The following is an 18,729-nucleotide window of genomic DNA, read 5'->3' on the forward strand; positions in this document are numbered from 1 at the left end:
GCTCCCTTTTCGCGTTTAGGGTAACAATTCGTTGATCCTGACAAACTGATAACCCCTGCTTTTTACCTCTGCGATAAGCTTGGGAAGATATACGTAAAATTTGTCCTTTCGTCTCGGATCCGTTCCGATGTGCATAAGCAGAATAAAACCATTCAAACCTTCCTTTGATTGTTTTTCCGCATTTAATATCGACTGATAAATGGTTTCACTGTCTACATATTTATCTCCCATTTCAGGATAGGTGTAGTCGGCGCTGCTGCGTGTGCCGGGAGAAAAATTAATCAATTGCAGCCCCATTTGTTTTGTCCAATTCGCGATTGAATCGTTGTACCACTCATAAGGAGGGAGAAAAAAACGTGCTTTGTCCTTTCCGATGTTAAAGTTCTTTAACTCCTTGTATGCGTTGTCTAAATCGGTTTCAAATTCCTTTCGGGTCACCAACAGACTGTCCCGGTTCCGCCAGTCGCAATAGAGCAAATGTTTATCCGAATGCGAGCCGAGATAGTTGCCATTATTCCGGAGGGTTTGAATAACCGGTTTAAAATCCTTGTTTCGATAAAAATTACCAGTCAGAAAGAAGGATGCTTTCACATTTTTCTCCTTGAGAGTTTTGGTAATATACGTCCTACCGTCGCCATAAGTATCTCCTGTAAAAACAAGGGCGATTTGCTTCCGAGTCTGATCGCCGCGGATTATTGCACCGTGCGACTTCACCGGTTGTTTCCCTGACTGATGCGTTCCGGCTTCGTGTTGTTTTGCAGCCAGCAGATAAACCAGAGAGGCAGTCCCGTCCATTGTCGGTTCATTGGTACTATAATCGCCAAAATCATCATGATAAACGACGTAATCCGACTGAAATTCGGCGTATTGATCTTTCTGAGATAACGTCAACCCTTTCAGGTTTTTGAAAATACTGCCGTAAACGGGCCCGTCGACCAGTCCCCCATCCAAAGGATATTTATAAAGAAGTGTCAGAGAGGAATGCGGAAACTTCGGCGTATCACCGTCAGCAGGCAAACCGTAAACCATCGATTTTCCCCAGGGATTACAGCCAAATATCCAGTCAAAACTGGCTTGTTCCAACTCCGCAAACTGATTATCCCCGCTCAGCTCCCGATACAGATAACATTGGATCGCGAAAGAAGTTGTCAGATTATTGGAACACCAAATAAACGGGACGCCACGGAAAAATCCATTTTGGGATGCCTTTTTCCAAACCGCTTCAATACCTTGTTTATAATAACTGATCATTTCAGCTTTCGTTTTAGGATCAGCCTTTTTTGCCACTTCATAATGTCCGAAATTGTGAAACGGATACCATTGGTAATGCCTCGCCGTATCAGCACCCATCCATGGCGTAACCTTTTCCATTCCGCTGTATTGAACCGACTCGCTCAGGTATTTTTCACTTCCTGTTAACTGATACAATGCGGCGGCCCCCAGTTCCATATCGTCGGTCCAGTTATCCTCCTCATAAAAATAAGGACTCCGGTTTGGTGCAGTCTGTGCAACGCCTGGTTTATCCAGTCCCAGTTGATAAGCCGATCGGGATTTTTCGGATAGCAGTATCGAAAAATCCGGCTCCGTGTTTTTGTACAATGAGGCTCCCAACGCAAAAGCACTGGCAAATTTCCCCGCGATGGATGCGACGCCAGTCGATTTATTCTTGTATTTTCCAAGTCCCTGCGGTTCTCCGGAAGCAAAATAAACGGGGCGTCCTTTTCCGGGGCCCATGCCATAATTCGCAGAATCTCTGGTAGGCAAACGAAAACCAACATGGTCCCTGTCATCCGCGAGCTGATTAAATAGCCAATCTTTTCTCGGATGCATTTTTAACAGCCAGCTAATTCCCCAGCGTGCCTCATCCAATACATCCGCCGAACCATTGCTCCCGTCAAGACCGTTTGCCAGATGTTTATCCGAAAACACCTCGGGGAAGTCACGGTATGCGGCGAGCAAGTGATAAGTCGCATTGGCCGACGTGGTTGCGTACTGCAGATAATCCGTGGCATCGTGCCAACCACCCCAGGCATCCATCCGGGTGCTGTCGGGCATCGGACCATACATGGTGTATCCGTCCGTGGTATGGCAGGAATCCTTTAAAAACGGATTGAAACCACTTCGCTGCTGGCGCATATAACGAAGTCCAAAATCTGCTGCCCCTGCATAAACATCTGCGCCAATGCGAAACAAGGGAGACCTGGCATCACCACATTGGATGTAATAACTTCCATCGGTTTTAAATGCGCTAAAATTAAGTCTCAAAACCTGTTTGAACGGACCGTAACGCCCAAAATGTTTGCCCGTTTTACCGGTGAACACCGTTTTGGATGTTTTCGAATCCAACAGCTCAAATGTAGCCGGAAGAATACCCGATTTGTTTCCCCAAACAGCCACTTTCACACCCGAAGGTAAATAACCGAGTTGGTTAATCCGGATCCAGGAATTCGGCGGCTCACTGGTTTTGAAGGAACTGACTGTCAGAAACAAAAAATACACTAAACACTGAAAACTAATTATCTTTTTTCGCCTTAACGAAAATGGATTAAATATTTCCAATTGCTGCTTTACATTGATCACGATTGATTTTGCTATTAAAGTTCAGAGGAATTTTCAACCGAAGGTATTAATTTCAAAACCTGTCTGCAATAGGATTAGCGCTGACTTCCCTTCACGTCAAATAATCCTTTGGCTCATGCTTCATCGAATTTATACGATGCTTCATTGGGGAGAGAAGTCAGCCAGCCATGCGATAGTTTTGTTTCACCTTCCCGGCCCCGCCTAGCCTTGTGGTCGTTTCCGCTTTTCGGGAGAAAACGGTTCACCACCTGCAAAATTGAATTCATACCACCCGGCATCAGCCCTTTAAGCGCAACCATCACTTTCGCAGTTTGGGTAAGGATCACCTCGTTATTCCCATATTCCAAAGCCCCGATCACTGCTTTTGCTACCACCTCAGTATCCTGAGCAAGCATCGGGAGGGAATCCGCCAGTTTAAACCATTCAAATTCCCCTTCATGATCACCCTTCACCCAAACGTTCCTTGGACTTCCCGTCCGCATCAGATTGGGTATAACGGTGGTTACCTGAACATTATCTTTTTTCAATTCAGCGCCCAATCCTTCCGACAGCCCTACCAGTGCAAATTTACTCACGCTGTAAGGCAACATATGCGGTACTGCGATTTTTCCGCCTATCGAACAAATGTTTACAATTCGGCCACCGCGCTGGCTTAAAAACTGAGGCATCGCAGCCTTTATTGTGTAAAGAGCCGACCACAAATTCGTATCCATGACCTTTTTATATTCCTCAACATCCATCACATCCTCTGCGCCAACCATCATGATCCCCGCATTGTTGATCAGCACGTCCAGTTGCCCAAAACGGTTAATCGTCATTTGCACCATTCTGTTCACTTCATTTTGATTGCTTACATCCGCTTCAATGGACAGGACCTCCGCACCCTGCTCCAAAAGTTCCATCCGGGCATTTTCAAGCTGTTCTGCATTTCTTGCACAAATTACCAGTTTAGCACCCTTCGCAGCCAGCAACCTGGCCATTGCCAACCCCAGCCCGCGCGAACCACCGGTGATCAGCACAACCTTGCCTTTGAGATCATACCTGATCATTTCGTCGTAAATCGTTTTCCCCAAAGCAAATAATCCGACTCCCAAAGCTGCTAGCAAGGCAGTTTTCCGGGAGATAAAAGGTACTGCAGGCATCGAATCTTTCATGATCAGTTGTTTAGGAGAACTTATTTACCACATTAACAAAAGCACGTTAATGATTTTTAGCGGAGCACACAATAATTATACCCAAAACATAAAGGTATGCGCCTCCTGCCGCAGTAACGGCTTGATATTATTTCGCATGATACATTGCCAGGACTTTTACCTGTAAGATTTTGAAAAGATGTTTTCGAGTGAAACTTTATTTGGGGTCGACCGGCTCATCGCTGCCGGTTCGGTTTACGCCCTGGGAAGACAAACCTGCGTTTCCCAAGTGCAATAACTTCATCGAGTTGATACGACACCGGAGATAGCTCAATATCATAAAATCCGGAGGTAATCTGACGCCTCGGTATCGATATTGATTCATAACCCAGATAACTGATCACGACAGAATCACTGAGGCTTGATTTAGTAATATCAATTGCAAAATGGCCCCTGATGTCCGTAATACCACCAACACTTTTCCCGCGCACAAAGATATTCGCATAGGGCAAAGCCACGGCCTTTTGGCTATCGGTCACCCTGCCCGTGAAAATCTGACCGAAAGAACTGTCGGAAAAAACGCCTGCAAAAAACAGGAACAATGCTCTGATCACCCATGTATACTGCATCATCATCGTATTCTGTTTTACAATATTGAAATACAAGCTGACGACCGGTCAGGGCAGTGATGGGAAATATTATATTATTACTTAAATATGCACATAAATTGTAGGATTTAAAAATCAATTTTCTCTTAACTTGCGGCGAAATTTCTCCTCGCTATCTTATTTCATGAAAAAACGCTACCAGGTCCTCTTTGCTCTTTCACTGCTATCCGTCATTACTTTTTTAGACCGTATTGCCATCAGCGTCGCCAGTCCCAGGATTATGACCGACCTCGGACTTAGCAAAGAACAGCTCGGATGGGTTCTTGGCATTTTCGCCCTGGCTTATGGCGGCTTTGAAATCCCAACCGGATTAATGGGAGACCGGCTCGGCGCAAAAAAAGTTTTGATACGCGTCGTGCTCTGGTGGTCTGTTTTCACGGTACTTACGGGTTTCGCAACGGGTTTTGGCATGCTGCTGATCACCCGTTTTCTTTTTGGCGTCGGAGAAGCAGGCGCTTATCCAAACTCTTCTATTGTACTCTCAAAATGGTTCCCTTCGATTGAACGGGCACGAGGACAAGCCTGGATATGGTCCGCCAGCAGGATCGGCGGTGCTTTGACACCTTTTCTGGTCATACCCATTCAGAATCAATTTGGATGGAGAGCCAGCTTTTTCTTTCTCGGTATACTCGGCATTGTCTGGGTTATTTTCTGGAAATTCTGGTTCAGGGAAGAGCCTTCCCAAATGAAAGGAATATCTGAAAAAGAACTTGATAACATTCTTAAAAACCGGAATCTGCCGGAAGGAAACCACAAATTTTCCTGGTCCATTTTTAAAAACCGTAATTTGCTGTTGTTAATGGGCATGTACTTTTGTTATGCGTCCGGAGCATTTTTCTTTCAGGGCTGGCTGCCGACTTATTTGCAAAAGGGACGCGGACTAAACGACGCCGATATGTCCTTCATCACCTCCTTTTCATTTATTTTGGGGGCAGTTGGCTGTCTTTCCGGCGGTTTTGTCTGTGATTATCTTGTCAAACGTATAGGGCCAAGATGGGGCCGCGCGCTTGTCGCACTCACAGGTTTGGGCCTTTCGGGGCTTTTCATGCTGATTTCAGTTTTTGTAAAGGACAACACAGCGGCAACCGTTTTACTCTCCGCGGGATTGGGGTTAATGGATTTTACAATCCCGGCTTCCTGGTCAACAGCCATGGATATTGGCGGCAAACATGCGGGCACCATCACCGGTGCAATGAATTCCGCGGGGCTTATCGGCAGCACGCTGAATACCATTGGATTTGGCTATCTGGTTACCGCCTTTGGCAACAACTATCATGCGCCGGTTATTCTTTTATCGTTTCTTCTGATGGCCGGAGCGCTATTATGGCTGAGGATCGATTCAACCAAAAGGATTACGTTCGAGGCCAATGAAACGCATTAATTTCTCGGTTATTGTGAAAAAGTCCTGGTAGAACTAATTCCACCAGGACTTTTTCACAACTTCTGACAACATCCGCTTTTCAGCGTCCGTATTTATATTATTGCAGCCCTTCTATCGCTACAACTTCATTGACGTCTTCCAAATAATCTACGCCTTCAAAACCAAATCCAAACAGGTTCAGGAAATCCTGCTTATAACCTTTTAAATCACCAATTTCAGGAAGTGTTTCTGTTGTTGCCTGCAGCCATAATTCAGCCACTGCATTTTGTACATCTTCACGCATTTCCAGGTCGTCAATTCTGATACGGCCTTCTTCATCGGTCGGGATGCCTTCCTTACTAAAAAGTCTGGCTTCAAATAAACGCTGAATCTGCTCAATGCAGCCTTCATGAATCCCCTTTTCTTTCATCGTTTTGTAAAGCAATGAAATGTAAAGCGGTATTACGGGAATAGCAGAACTCGCCTGGGTCACCAGCGCTTTATTTACCGAAACATAAGCCTCGCCATCAATATCCTTTAATTTATCGGCAATCTTAAATGCCCTGGCTTCCAGATCATTTTTCGCTTTCCCGATTGTTCCTTTACGATAAACCGCTTCTGTCAACGACGGCCCGATATACGAATAAGCAACGGTTGTGGCATGATTTGACAAAGCGTCTGCCTGAATTAATGCGTCAATCCACATTTCCCAGTCTTCGCCGCCCATGACCGCCACCGTGTTGTTAATATCATCTTCTGTACAAGGCTCAATGGTAATATTGGAAACCACGCCTGAGTGGAAGTCAACGGTTTTACTTGTAAAAGTATCGCCAATCGGCTTCAATACAGAACGGTGGGTTACGCCCGTTTCAGGATGCGTCCGCACGGGTGAAGCCAAGCTATAAATGACCAAATCCACCTTACCCAGGTCCGATTTAATCAGATCGATTGTTTTCTTTTTAACCTCTGTTGAAAAGGCATCGCCGTTGATACTCTTTGCATACAGTCCGGCTTTTTTCGCTTCCTGTTGAAAAGCGGCACTGTTGTACCAGCCCGGAGAAGCAGTTTTACCTTCCTGAGGAGCTTTTTCAAAAAACACGCCTATTGTAGCGGCGTTGGAACCGAATGCACTTGTTATTCTTGAAGCCAGACCAAAGCCCGTTGAAGCTCCGATAACCAGTACATTTTTCGGGCCTTCAATGTGCCCGTTGGACTTAACAAATTCAATTTGATTTAAGACGTTTTTTTCACACCCTTTTGGATGCGAAGTCAAACATATAAATCCTCTCATTCTCGGTTCTATTATCATATCGTCTTTTATCTATTATGCTCCCTAATCTAAATCCTCCTTGTTTGTCACAAAAAATATGCGCTCAAAACATGTTGGACAGCCATTTTATTTTTCCACTAAAAATCAACATTTTCCTCGATACTGGCTCTATCAACAGAAAAAACCACTCACAAATAGTTTGCAAGTGGTTGCCAATCAAGTAGAGAATACGAGACTAAAACACCCCGCATATACATCTGATAGCCAATATTTTACACCAACTAAAAAAGTCTGCTCACCGAATTGTTCACCTGGATTCCAGCACTTCAATCTGCCGGCAAATTTAATGAATTTGAAAGAAGTAACCAAGGGCCCGAATCCAAAAAGACGGCTTATTATTTTGACCTGTTCAAATCACATTTCAGATGAGATCTGCTTTGAATCAAACCAGACTTTTTTACAGATTCAGAAAAATAACTTAAATCGTTTTAAGTAGTTGTGAAAAATTAGTTTATATTATTGATTTTTACAATAAGCTATTAATCATCCAGTTACTGAGCTAATCGCATACAGCTTATTGCCAACAGCTTATTACTTTCAGTTTGAATATTAATGCATCCGATATGAAAGACATCGACAAGGCCGATCAAAATACAATTCTTTTTACGCTGGTTTATCAGGAAGAAGAATACCGGGTTCAGACCACACGAAAAAAATACTTTTCTTTAATGAGCCTGCTATCTGATTATCTGCACATTCCGGGTTTTGGACTTTGTTGCGGTATGGGCAGCTGCGGAACCTGCATGGTCGAAATTGATGGAAGAGCGACCTTGTCCTGTGCCATTCCCGTCGACGATGATCTGGCCAATACGATCATAAAAATCGGGGATAACATTTCATTCTTTTAAGTCTCAGGCATATTTAATGTAAAAGAATAAAACGATGGCGGTAATAAGTACCCACCAGTAAAAAGGGTTGCGAAAGGCTTGCTGCTGCGCCCGCTGAGCGGGTGGCAAAGACAGGCTTGCCTTGTTCCATATCAAACCTTCCAATTCCGCTTCCGGCTTTGGTTTGGTAACCAGACTTACGAGCATACAGGCCGCGATACAAGTCCAGAACACAATGCCGGTCCGGTTAAGGAAAGGCATTTGTGGGAAAATAAATTCAATGAGTAAGGATAAAGGAATGGTCAGCATACCGGCAGTCAGCGCCCCGGCGTGGGTCGTTCTTTTCCATAAGATACCCAGCAGGAACATGGCTGCAATACCGGGCGTAAAAAGTCCGTAGGCATTGAGCAGATAAAGGAAAACCGGCTTATTGGAATGTGAGAGAAATAAACCGGTGCAAAGTATTCCAATGACAATAATGACCGCTCCGGCGATTCTTCCAAATTTTACCGCTTGCTTTTCCGAGGCTTTTTTTCTGAAATATGGTAAATAAATATCCATCGTCAGGATGGTCGTACAGGAATTAATAGCACCGGAAAGATGTGACATCACCGCCGCAATAAGCCCGGCCATGACCAGCCCTACAAGGCCCGAAGGAAGCAAATTTTGCACCAAAGTGGGAAAAAGGAGATCGGGTTTATCCAAATTTGGAAATAATTTTGGCGCAACCAGTGCCGGAACCGTGATAATTAACGGAATCAGAAATTTGAGATAATCAGCAAAAATTACACCCATGCGGGCATGCCATTCATTTTTGGCCGCTAGTACACGTTGCACAATAAACTGGTTTGTCGCACAGTAAAAAACGCTGATACATAACGAACCGCCCAGATACATGGTCCAGGGAAAATCGGGATCATTAGCAGGAAGGATCAGCTCCCAGTCCTTGGATGTTGCCATCACCGCAGACACGCCGCCCGCAGCATCGACTGTTGAAATGGTCAGAATAATACCTCCCAATACAAGTACACCAAGCTGAAGCATTTCCGTCCATATTACGGCTCTCAATCCGCCAATGATGGTATATATTCCCGTCAGCACAGCCAGCGCGACCACACTCGTCATGACCGGTATATCTAGTAAAGAATGCAGCGAGAGTGCTCCGAGATACAAAACTGCACTAATCTCCACCAGAATATAGGTAAGCAATATCAATACGGCGTAGGTTGTCCTGGCAGCTTCTCCAAACCTTTTGTATAAAAATTCAGGGACCGTGTAAAAACCATTTCGAATATAAAAGGGCAAGAAAATCCATAACAATGCATTGAAACCCATGAAAATGGCTCCCCATTCCATGGCCACAGCCACAAATCCGCGGCTGTAAGCCATCCCCATGGCCCCTACCAGGTGGTGGCTGCTGATGTTGGAAGCAATGATACTCCCTCCGATCATCCACCAGGGAAGCTTATCACCGGCAAGAAAGTAATCCCGCTTGGTTTGTTTGCCCTTTCTGGAAGCATACACACCCAATCCAATTACGCCAAGAATATAAATGCCAAATATGGTTGCGTCAAGCGCTGTGAGATTGATGTTCATTATTTTTCAAAAATCATTAGATGGGCCTGGGAAGTAACTGTTTCGGTCAGCAGCTCGAGAGAACCTTTTTCAAAAGGCGTTTGCCACACGACATACATATCTTCGGTATACAATGCTGCGGGCGGCAGATAACCAATGCTTCCATTGACAACGTTCATCACAACCACTGCGTGGGCTGAAAGTGCCGCACGCATGTGCAGCTGAAATTCGGAATAAGCCTCGTTACACTGACCTATTAAAAGGCTGTCGCCAAGCTGCCATATCCATACCGGCATGCTTGCCGTATTGCCATCTCCTACTGCTTTCCGGATGCAGCGTTTCCTCCACAAACGTTCCTTAAGAACACGGTCGTCGCAAAGAGACCATTCCCGCTCAATTTCCGAAAGCGATGGCATTGGTTTTAAAGGCAATGCCACATCGATCATCTTAACCAGCAGTGTGTCCGGTATCTTTTCCGCTTTTTCGCGCCAGACCGCAAGCGGAGCACCGGATTCCACAGCACCTTCATAAGAAAGGTTCGATTTGGGGCTTAACATACTTTCGAGCGTTGCCAGCACGGCGTAACCAAGCTGCCGTCCATACCGGTCGGCCAGCTTGTAGTTACCCGAATACTGTTCGGCGGGAGAAAGATCGCCGGATGCGCCCTGAAGAAACAGACAGGGCGCCTGGGTTTCGGTCTCCACCAATGCACGCATGGCACCGATAAAGTCAGGGGAAATTAACCGGTTGTCCCAGGCAAGCGTGGTAGGATGACATGCATAATTGGCAAGGGTTGCCATGATTTTATCCTGATCATCGGTAATCCGTCCGACCAGCAACGTATCATCCGCCTTTTCCTCTGAATTCAGCCCCACAAGAAAACGATTTTTCTCCGGCTGCGGTAAATCCCGATTTTTGGCCAGATTGCATTTTCCGTATTCCCAGGTTAACACTGCTCTTTTTGCGGAAGAAAGTGCCTCACTTACGGCCTTGATGGTAATCTCCATAACATCCTTCAAATAAGGTGCGATCAGGTCACCTCCCGGCTTGTCCGCATCATCCATACATAAACTGGGGCCGGCATGCGTATGAGACAGACAAAACATGAGCCGTCCGGGATCCAGTGATAATGCATCCAGGATTCCTTTGCGCAGCGATCGCTCATCCTCTGTATTTTTCCACCACCCAAGGTCCGCGGAAACAATCACAACCGGTTTTTCTTTTTCAGCAGATTGTATGGTAAGACAAGTCAGCATGAGCGGACGATGGATACCTTCTGCAATATCATATTCGGAAGCGCCCCAGTTTCGGGAGTAAATCCCAACCGGGGGCGTAATGTCCTTTTGCGCTACACCAATCAGTCCTGAGAAAGAAGAATGTTTTATAATGGGGTAATTTTGTTGAGCCATTAAATAGTCTGTTTTAAAGTCAGGAAAGCAGAGATAATCCTCCATCCATCAGTACGGTGCTACCAGTCATGTGTTCGTTTTCAGGATGGCATAACTGCATGATCTGCCATGCAACGGATTGAGGGCTTATAATTTTTTTTACAGGTACTTTTTCCCGGGATACATCCTTCAAACCCGGATTTTTGTTCCAGATACCGGCACTCAGCCCGGCCTCTACGTAACCCGGTGCTATTTCATTGACAAGAATATTATGCGGTGCAAGTTCCAGTGCCAGGCATTGGCAAAGCATTCTCAAACCTGCCTTGGATACCGAATAGGCTGGAATATGTGCATGAACGGAATGCGCTGCCCAGCTGCCGACAAATACGACTCTGCCCGGCAATCCATGATGAAGCAGGCGTGCCGTTGCCCCCTGCGTCAGATAAAAAGCGCCGTCCAGATTTACCCGAAGTTCCCTGGCCCATTGTTCCGGCGTAATGGAATGTATGCTGGCAACCGTGACGGTTGCAGCGTTAGCAATAATAATATGCGCAACGCCAAGATGTTTTTCTGCTTCCAAAATCCATTCTTGCACGGCTGCTGCATCCGTGACATCCACCTGGTAATAATGACATGAAACGCCCAGACTCTTTATTTCTTCCAGAAAAGCGGCCGCATCCGGCTCCGGTAAAATATCACCGATACCAATGTTGGCACCTTCTCTGGCAAACCCTCTTGCCACCGAACGTCCAATATCCCCAAGACCTCCACTCAGAATGACAGTTTTACCCTCAAATAGTTTTTTCATCGTTTATTCCTTTTAGCCGGTACTGCTGCTTACTTTTTTGTTCTGTTACCAATCGCCGACACTGCCATCATTGTAAAAGGTCCGCTGTAAAACTTCCTGCTCAAAAGGATGCTTTCTGACTTCTTCTTCATTAATTTCAATACCCAGCCCGGGCCTTTCATTCGGACGAACGATCCGGCCTTTTTTCTCAACGGTAAAACCTTCACTGACCACCTCATCCCGCCATGGAACATCGTTATGGACACTTTCGCAAATGATATAAGACGGTGTTGCAAATCCGAATTCGATGGAAGCCGCGGTACTAACGGGCCCTTGCGGATTATGCGGCGCAACGGCAACACGGTAGGCTTCTGCCAGGGCGGCAATCCGGCGTACTTCACTTAACCCGCCGCAATGTGTAATATCCGGCTGAATAACACTGACGGCACGTTTTTCAAGCAGTTCCCGAAAGGCGTGTACGCCAATAAGGCGTTCACCGGTCGCAATCGGGGTTTTGACGGCGCGCTGAATAAGGGCGATATCTTCGAGCGTTTCAGGCCAGCATGGTTCTTCAAAAAAATAAAGGCCGTAAGGTTCCAGCGCCTTGGCAAACAGCATACCCATTCTTGGGCTTGGGCGCGCATGACAGTCGACCATGATGTCAATATTATCTCCCACCGCTTCCCGCATGGATGCAACGCAGGCTTCTGCATAATGTACCGGTTTTAATCCTTCCAACGGCATTGTTTCCGGAACGGCCATTGATTTGAAAGCCGTAAATCCATCTTCCACTGCCCGCTGCGCCAACGCACCGAAACGTTTCGCATCATCAGGTTTGGTCTGATAAAAGTCTTCCATTTTACCACCGCCTAAATGACAATACAAACGAATATGGTCACGAACCCTGCCACCCCATAAATGATGCGTGGGAACGCCGTGGATCTTTCCTGCAATATCCCAAAGGGCAATATCAATTCCACTTATGGCTGTTCCCCGGACAATGCCGTTTCCATGCCAGAAATGCTGCCGGTACATCATTTGCCAAAGGTGTTCAATGCGCCTGGGGTCTTCACCGATCAGGAGCTGCGAGATATCTTCAACTGCCCCGACTACCGAACGCGTATGCCATTCCAGTGTAGCCTCTCCCCAGCCCCATAACCCCGGCTGATCTGTCACGACTTTAACAAAGATCCAGTTGCGCATACGCGCGTGACAAACCAATGTTTCAATGGAAGTAATTTTCATATATTTTTTTACAAACTGAATGATGGATTACAGGACTGCCGCACGTTGGAATAAACGCTGAACGACATCTTCGGTTTTTTCCAGCGTTTCTTCAATGTCCTGTAAACTGTGGGCAAAAGAGATACTGCCCTGCTTAATAGGAAGCGGAAAATTGAAAATCCCTTTGTCAATCAATTTTAAGCGATATGTTTTATCGAAACTAAAATCGTGATTTTTGAGTATGTCATGAAAATCTACCGGGGCATGATCCATAAAATAAACACAATAGGCAGATCCCTGACGGGCGACATGATAAGGTTTGCCGGTTGAAGAAAAAATGGTATTCAGTCCGTCTTCCAGCATCTGCCCCAAACGATTTACGTGTTCATAAACTTTATGAACGGGAGAAGCCAGTTTTTCAAGCGTGGCGATAGCGGCCGCCGTTGTCAGCGGAAAAGCATTAAACGTACCTGCAATCAGTACCCTTTTGGATTTTTCGGGGTGAACAAAATAATCCATGTATTTCTTTTTCCCTCCGATAACGCCTAACGGATAACCATTGGCTACTGCTTTACCAAAAGTGCTAAGGTCTGGCTGTACACCGCAAATACTCTGATAACCACCCAGTGCATGCCTGAAACCGGTTTTTACTTCGTCAAAGATTAACAGAAAACCATCTTCATCGGCAAGTTTCCTAAGCTCCTGCAAATAACCGGGAAGCGGCTTAACGATGCCGATATTCTGCAAGATTGGTTCAAGCAAAATGCAAGCAACAGGATGGCGTTTCAACAGGTATCGTACCGAATCCAGGTCGTTATAATTGATGACGTGAACCAGTGATTTATGCTCCTCAGGAATGCCGGACGATAACGAATCAAACGGATACTCACCCGGACTCACCCGTTCTCCCACCTCATTGAGCGCACTGATCACATTACAGGCTACATCATTGTGCCAGCCATTGTAACCTCCCTGCATCACAATAATATGGTTGCGGCCGGTAACGGCACGCGCAATACGAATGGCATGATACGTCGCTTCTGATCCCGTTGTGGTAATTTGTATACTTTCCACGGTAGGCACTGACTTACAAAATAACTCGGCAAATTCCCCTTCCAGATCTGTTGGTCCGGCACCCATTAAAATACTGTCACTCTGAAGTGTATTGAGTACCGCCTGGTTAATGTCCGGGTCGTTATGCCCTAAAAAAGAAGCAGCAAATCCCGCCTGATAATCAATGTACCTATTACCTTCCAGATCCCAGACATGGCTACCGACACCTTTTGAAAAACAGATATTCGGGTCTGACTTCCGGTTAAGGGATACCACGCCGCCTGGGATCCATTGTTCATTATTTTTTAATAATTCCGACGATTTCGGCCATGTTAAATTCATAATCTGATCATTTAAAATAATACTTATCGAATGCGTGTGATGAATTTTTCCCAGTTACTTATCAAAATCGGGAATGCTCATGTATTCACCATTTTTAAGTGCCGAAGCATGCGCAATAATACCAGGAGCGGTGTAAGCGAGCGCCTCATAAATATTGACTTCCGGCTGCCGGTTGTTGATAATCGCGTCAACAAATTCATGTGTAATGAAGGTGTGTGATCCTCCGTGACCACTTTCATGGTGCAGGCTTTTGGGCAGCATGTCGGTCTCCCACCAGAGCGGCTGTTTGTAAGGTTTCATTTCCGGTTCTGTTATCCGGAAACCTCCGTCGTCGGTCCCCAACTTCTCGGATGCGAGGACCTGATGTGTGTCAACACCCTTGTATTCGGCATAAAAGCTCATTTTATCCCCATGCCATTCGCCCCGTTCCGTTCCTACCAGGGCACCTTTCCAGCAAACTTCCCCGGTAAAGGCATTGCCACGGTTGGTTTTAAAAAAGGCGGTTTCATTCCAGAAAGGGTTTTTATATGGATTTCCTTTGAGTAAGGGGCTGTCATCTCCCCAGCCCAGGCAGGTTACATTGGTCAATCGTTCGCCGGTTACGGAAATTAAAAAAGCAGTTACGTGGGTTGGGTAAAGCATTGGCGGAAGTCCGTGGCGCCAGGTAGGCTTACCATTTTTTTCAAAATATAAGGTTTCCAGCCCCGGGTGATAGTATTGCGCTGCACTGCTGAAAATTTTTCCAAATTTCCCTTCCTTGTAAAACTTTTTGGCCGAAATGGTATCCTGACGATAAACGGAGGTTTCAGCCATCATATAAGTAAGGCCTGTACGCTTTACAGCCGCTAAAATCTGATGGCATTCCTCAATGGTCAACGCTGCCGGGACGGCACACAATACATGTTTTCCCGCGTTGAGTGAAGCAATCACATGACGGGCATGATCGGGTGCTGGCGTTGCCAGAAAAACCGCTTCTATTTTTGAGTCCGCTAATAATTTATCGAGTGACTCATAGGATTTGGAACATTTGTAGGTTTTCATCAGGTCTGCCCGACGGTTGGGAAGAAGATCACTTACGGCTTCCACGATACAATTTGGATGTTCATGAAAATAGAACCCAAGCCCAAACCTACCCCCAACGATGCCCATGCGCAATTTCCGGTCCGAAGAAGGAGGCCCCGCAAAAGCAAACCGTGATGAAACGGTCAAGGCAGCAGCTGACATTCCTGCGAGATTTAGAAATTTACGGCGATTTAACTGATTGTCTATTTCTTTGGTCATCATGCGGCTGTTGTTGTAATATTTAGAATATCCTTTAAATTCAGGGGTTTCTTCAAATTTTGTATTGTGGTATCTTAAGTAATTCTCCGTCTTTTAAAGCCGACTGGTGGGCTACAATACCACTGACGGTAAGATTTAAAGCCATGGCAATATTCACCAGCGGCTGACGGTCCAGAAGAATGGAGGAAATAAATTCATCCGTCAGCCGCCCATGTGAACCGCCATGTCCGCCTTCATCGACACCCGGAGGAAGCGCAGGCCTTATCAGGTCAGGCAACGCATTTTCATGGCCTTCATATTTACCATAGAAAGAGCCTTTCTGCCCTCTGATCCTGCCTTTTTCGCCATGGTCACCAGGAGAATCCCAGCTTACGGCCATCCGGGACATACCGCCCTCACTGGTCCTGAAAAGTGCAATCTCGGTTCCAAACGGGTTTTTGTAGCGGTTGTTTGAAGGCTGAAGCTGCTTGACAATACTTGGAATACCAAGGCAGGAAACTTCTGTAAAACTTCCACCCGTGACACCGACATAATAGGCATTCGAATGTGTAGGATAATACTGCGGCGGAAGGCCAACACGCCAGTCTTTGTAAGATGCCAGCGGCTCGTCCATGTAATGATAATATTCCCCCTCGGAATAAACCAGCTTACCAAACCCGCCTTTATTATAAATCTGCCGCATGGCGTACAGATCTTCATGAAAGCAGGATGTCTCGAACATCATGTATTTTTTACCACTTGTTTTTACCGCTTCATACAACCTGTCGGCATCTTCGAGTGACCCAAAAACGGCAGGAACTGCTACGGCAACATGCTTTCCGTGCTTCAATGCTTCAATGGCGTGTTTGGCATGGCTTGGTGCATCGGTAGCGATAAATACGGCTTCAATACTATCGTCTTTCACGAGTTCTTCAAGAGAAGGATAGGTTTTGGAGCAGCGGCAAGCCTTGGCCAGTTCAGCGCATCGGTCAGGGAAAAGATCACTGACCGCAACAATTTCTACATTAGGATGGTTTTGAAATTCGAATGCTGCGCCGAATTTGCAAAGCCCATATCCGACAATACCCACCCGCACTTTTTTATCGGAAATAGCTACCCATTTCTTTAACGATTGTGATGCAGATGAATCTTTTTCAAAACCCTGAATGGCCTGATTTCCTTTACTGCCATCGTTGGCCTTGTTGTCTGTCGAGCAACCGGTTTGCAGCAACCCCAGGGCGGCTGAACCCAGCCCAATAGATTGTAAAAATAAACGGCGGTTAAAAGAATCCTTTTCGCTCGTCTTGCCCGGAACATTCCCGGAATTAGCGTCAGAAGCCTGGTTGTTGTGATGTTTTTCCATCATAATTGGTTAAAATAAATATCAGTTAAGGAATAAGATAAAATATTTCAATAGCCCGGATTCTGTTTTAAGGTCGGTACCCCGTCTTTTATACTTAAATCTATCTGAGCTTGTGGGATAGGATAAATTTCATTTTTCCCTTTTGTGAAATTTGTATTGGGCATGTATGCTTTATTATCATACTTAGGCACATTGGTTTCGTGAGTCAGATACGTGTTCAGCACGCTTGCCATAGAACCCGTCCCATTGTCGTAACGCTGAAGATCGAAGAACCGCTGATGCTCCAAAGCCAGCTCCAGCCTTCTTTCAAACCGGACTGCTTTACGGGCATATTCTTTTCCCTGTTGCAAAAACTCTCCTTTGTACAGTCCTACTTTGTAATTGGCAGCAGGCGTATTGGTAAATCCTTTTAACGGATTTTTATCGTCAACATATTTTTTAACCCAACCCGCCGGATTTGCCGCACGGGCACGAATCTGGTTTACATAAACTTCCGCCTGTGCCAAACTCCCCACTTCCACTTCAGCCTCCGCGGCCCATAGCAAAACATCGGCAAAACGGATCATATTATAAGGTGAATTCATTGCAGCATTTTCTCTGTCCAGTGCTACCCTTTCCTGAGAAGTGATATTCTTAATTACACTGTAAGGGCCACCGGTAAGCTGTTGCCTGATCCATGCCTTTCCCGGATGCAGTCCCCAGTCAAGGTAAGGAATGCCTCTTCTGCCTACAACCCAGTCCAAACGGGAATCAAGGGTCCCTTCATGGGGCGTAAACGGTTCGGAAGATTCCATGCCCTGGTCATTTTTTACCGGCGTCTGATTGTAGGTATCAAATAATGGCAGGCCGCTTACCGGATCGGTCTGGTAGGCATTCACAAGATCAAATGAAGGTTGCAACCAGCCATAACAGCAGGAAGGAGGCCCACCAAACGGTCCGTTATACAAATCAGCACCATTTCCGTTAGCGCCGTTTGATCCGTCGTACACAGACATCTGCACGGCGAACACTACTTCGGCACCATGTTTTTTGGCTGTCCTGAAATTATCAAAGTAACCTTCCGCAAGCGCATACTTCTTGCCATTTACCGTAACACCATTCGTAATAATATCTGTAAGTAAAGTTTTCGCTTCTGTAAACTTGTTTTGGAACATGTATACCTTGGCCAGAAAAGATTTTGCCGCCCAACTGTTTGCTCTTCCTACGTCTGACTTCGTCGGTGTGAGGTTATCAGCGGCGAACCGGAGATCTGCCTCAATTTTCGGCCAAACCGGTTCCGTATTGGTAACGTTGTAATTCCCCGCCTCGTAGTTAATTGTTTCATCCACATAAGGAACGTTTCGCCACAGTTTCGCCAGTTCCAGATGATAAACGCCCCGTAAAAACAGGGCTTCCGCCTTGATCTGTGTCGCTTCCCCCTCAGAAATATCTTTAACCTTAGGCAATAAACGTAACACATCGTTGGAGCGCTGAACAGCCGCATACAGGAAACGCCACTTTTCATCCGTTGACGAAGTCGTAGGATCATGACTATATCCTTCATAAGATGCAAGTAATCCGTTTGGCTCCGTACCTGTATGGGCGTCATCGGACGCAACGCTGGCCATTACCGTGAGACTCCCCCAGATACCTCCACCCACGGCACCTGCGCCATCTAAAAGGGAGTATGCACCAATAAGCACACCATTTACTCCAGACTTTGTTGCTAAAATGGATTCATTAACGGATCCGACCGGATTCAGTTCGAGGTAATCCTTATTGCAGGCCATCAGCAATGTGAAGGAAAGTAAAAGGACTTTTTTGAATGGTTTAGAATATCTTTTCATCATATTTTATGTT

14 protein-coding genes are annotated in these 18,729 nt (G+C 45.9%); 2 read left to right on the top strand and 12 right to left on the bottom strand.

The genetic code is table 11. The features are described 5' to 3' along the window. Positions 1–15: 15 nt before the first annotated feature. The 3 genes from RB622_RS16710 to RB622_RS16720 all read right to left on the bottom strand — a co-directional run bounded on the left by RB622_RS16710 (position 16) and on the right by RB622_RS16720 (position 4,378). Positions 16–2,499, bottom strand: coding sequence for a glycoside hydrolase family 9 protein (locus RB622_RS16710; RefSeq protein WP_308047719.1), 2,484 nt, complete (start codon positions 2,497–2,499; stop codon positions 16–18). Positions 2,500–2,693: 194 nt separating this feature from the next. Next, positions 2,694–3,734 carry an SDR family oxidoreductase gene (locus RB622_RS16715; RefSeq protein ID WP_308047720.1) on the bottom strand — a complete coding sequence of 347 codons (1,041 nt, stop codon included), beginning with the start codon at positions 3,732–3,734 and terminating at the stop codon, positions 2,694–2,696. A 215-nt stretch (positions 3,735–3,949) separates the two neighbouring features. Then, the gene (locus RB622_RS16720) at positions 3,950–4,378 is read right to left on the bottom strand and encodes a carboxypeptidase-like regulatory domain-containing protein (RefSeq protein ID WP_308047721.1); all 429 of its coding nucleotides are present in this window, start codon (positions 4,376–4,378) and stop codon (positions 3,950–3,952) included. A gap of 127 nt (positions 4,379–4,505) precedes the next feature. Here RB622_RS16720 and RB622_RS16725 point away from each other — a divergent pair, with 127 nt between their 5' ends. Further along, positions 4,506–5,762: an MFS transporter gene (locus RB622_RS16725; RefSeq protein ID WP_308047722.1), complete on the top strand. Its 1,257-nt coding sequence runs from the start codon at positions 4,506–4,508 to the stop codon at positions 5,760–5,762. A 97-nt stretch (positions 5,763–5,859) separates the two neighbouring features. On the opposite strand, the gene fabV is transcribed toward RB622_RS16725, so the two are convergent. Beyond that, complete coding sequence (gene fabV, locus RB622_RS16730) at positions 5,860–7,050, bottom strand: enoyl-ACP reductase FabV (RefSeq protein WP_308047723.1); 1,191 nt, start codon at positions 7,048–7,050, stop codon at positions 5,860–5,862. 584 nt (positions 7,051–7,634) lie between these two features. Between fabV and RB622_RS16735 the strand changes: the two genes are divergently transcribed. Beyond that, entirely contained in the window at positions 7,635–7,919 is a 285-nt protein-coding gene (locus RB622_RS16735; RefSeq protein ID WP_308047725.1) for a 2Fe-2S iron-sulfur cluster-binding protein, read from the top strand. Between the two features lie 3 nt (positions 7,920–7,922). On the opposite strand, the gene RB622_RS16740 is transcribed toward RB622_RS16735, so the two are convergent. From RB622_RS16740 to RB622_RS16775, 8 genes are read right to left on the bottom strand one after another with little or no spacing between them, the layout of a single operon-like run. Then, the gene (locus RB622_RS16740; protein WP_308047726.1) at positions 7,923–9,494 is read right to left on the bottom strand and encodes a sodium:solute symporter family transporter; all 1,572 of its coding nucleotides are present in this window, start codon (positions 9,492–9,494) and stop codon (positions 7,923–7,925) included. Then, on the bottom strand, positions 9,494–10,882 hold the full coding sequence (locus RB622_RS16745; protein WP_308047727.1) for a neutral/alkaline non-lysosomal ceramidase N-terminal domain-containing protein: 1,389 nt from the start codon (positions 10,880–10,882) through the stop codon (positions 9,494–9,496). The genes RB622_RS16740 and RB622_RS16745 overlap by 1 nt, the downstream gene beginning before the upstream one ends. Before the next feature lie 19 nt (positions 10,883–10,901). Beyond that, a complete protein-coding gene (locus RB622_RS16750) occupies positions 10,902–11,669 on the bottom strand; it encodes an SDR family oxidoreductase (RefSeq protein WP_308047728.1) in 768 nt (255 codons plus the stop codon). 45 nt (positions 11,670–11,714) lie between these two features. Next, complete coding sequence (gene dgoD, locus RB622_RS16755) at positions 11,715–12,893, bottom strand: galactonate dehydratase (RefSeq protein WP_308047729.1); 1,179 nt, start codon at positions 12,891–12,893, stop codon at positions 11,715–11,717. A 27-nt stretch (positions 12,894–12,920) separates the two neighbouring features. Next, complete coding sequence (locus tag RB622_RS16760) at positions 12,921–14,267, bottom strand: aspartate aminotransferase family protein (protein WP_308047730.1); 1,347 nt, start codon at positions 14,265–14,267, stop codon at positions 12,921–12,923. 54 nt (positions 14,268–14,321) lie between these two features. After that, complete coding sequence (locus tag RB622_RS16765; RefSeq protein ID WP_308047731.1) at positions 14,322–15,551, bottom strand: Gfo/Idh/MocA family oxidoreductase; 1,230 nt, start codon at positions 15,549–15,551, stop codon at positions 14,322–14,324. A 49-nt stretch (positions 15,552–15,600) separates the two neighbouring features. After that, a complete protein-coding gene (locus tag RB622_RS16770; RefSeq protein ID WP_308047732.1) occupies positions 15,601–16,893 on the bottom strand; it encodes a Gfo/Idh/MocA family oxidoreductase in 1,293 nt (430 codons plus the stop codon). A gap of 44 nt (positions 16,894–16,937) precedes the next feature. Continuing rightward, positions 16,938–18,719: a RagB/SusD family nutrient uptake outer membrane protein gene (locus RB622_RS16775; RefSeq protein ID WP_308047733.1), complete on the bottom strand. Its 1,782-nt coding sequence runs from the start codon at positions 18,717–18,719 to the stop codon at positions 16,938–16,940. Positions 18,720–18,729: the final 10 nt, after the last annotated feature.

Source organism: Dyadobacter sp. LHD-138 (genome assembly GCF_030929615.1).
GTDB lineage: Bacteria > Bacteroidota > Bacteroidia > Cytophagales > Spirosomataceae > Dyadobacter.

Bases quoted from the DNA above. Each gene is read 5' to 3' on its own strand.
- RB622_RS16770 (WP_308047732.1), bottom strand. From the start codon at position 16,893: ATGATGGAAAAACATCACAACAACCAGGCTTCTGACGCTAATTCCGGG.
- RB622_RS16715 (WP_308047720.1), bottom strand. From the start codon at position 3,734: ATGAAAGATTCGATGCCTGCAGTACCTTTTATCTCCCGGAAAACTGCC.
- fabV (WP_308047723.1), bottom strand. From the start codon at position 7,050: ATGATAATAGAACCGAGAATGAGAGGATTTATATGTTTGACTTCGCAT.
- RB622_RS16765 (WP_308047731.1), bottom strand. From the start codon at position 15,551: ATGATGACCAAAGAAATAGACAATCAGTTAAATCGCCGTAAATTTCTA.
- RB622_RS16750 (WP_308047728.1), bottom strand. From the start codon at position 11,669: ATGAAAAAACTATTTGAGGGTAAAACTGTCATTCTGAGTGGAGGTCTT.
- RB622_RS16725 (WP_308047722.1), top strand. From the start codon at position 4,506: ATGAAAAAACGCTACCAGGTCCTCTTTGCTCTTTCACTGCTATCCGTC.
- RB622_RS16735 (WP_308047725.1), top strand. From the start codon at position 7,635: ATGAAAGACATCGACAAGGCCGATCAAAATACAATTCTTTTTACGCTG.
- RB622_RS16745 (WP_308047727.1), bottom strand. From the start codon at position 10,882: ATGGCTCAACAAAATTACCCCATTATAAAACATTCTTCTTTCTCAGGA.
- RB622_RS16775 (WP_308047733.1), bottom strand. From the start codon at position 18,719: ATGATGAAAAGATATTCTAAACCATTCAAAAAAGTCCTTTTACTTTCC.
- dgoD (WP_308047729.1), bottom strand. From the start codon at position 12,893: ATGAAAATTACTTCCATTGAAACATTGGTTTGTCACGCGCGTATGCGC.
- RB622_RS16740 (WP_308047726.1), bottom strand. From the start codon at position 9,494: ATGAACATCAATCTCACAGCGCTTGACGCAACCATATTTGGCATTTAT.
- RB622_RS16760 (WP_308047730.1), bottom strand. From the start codon at position 14,267: ATGAATTTAACATGGCCGAAATCGTCGGAATTATTAAAAAATAATGAA.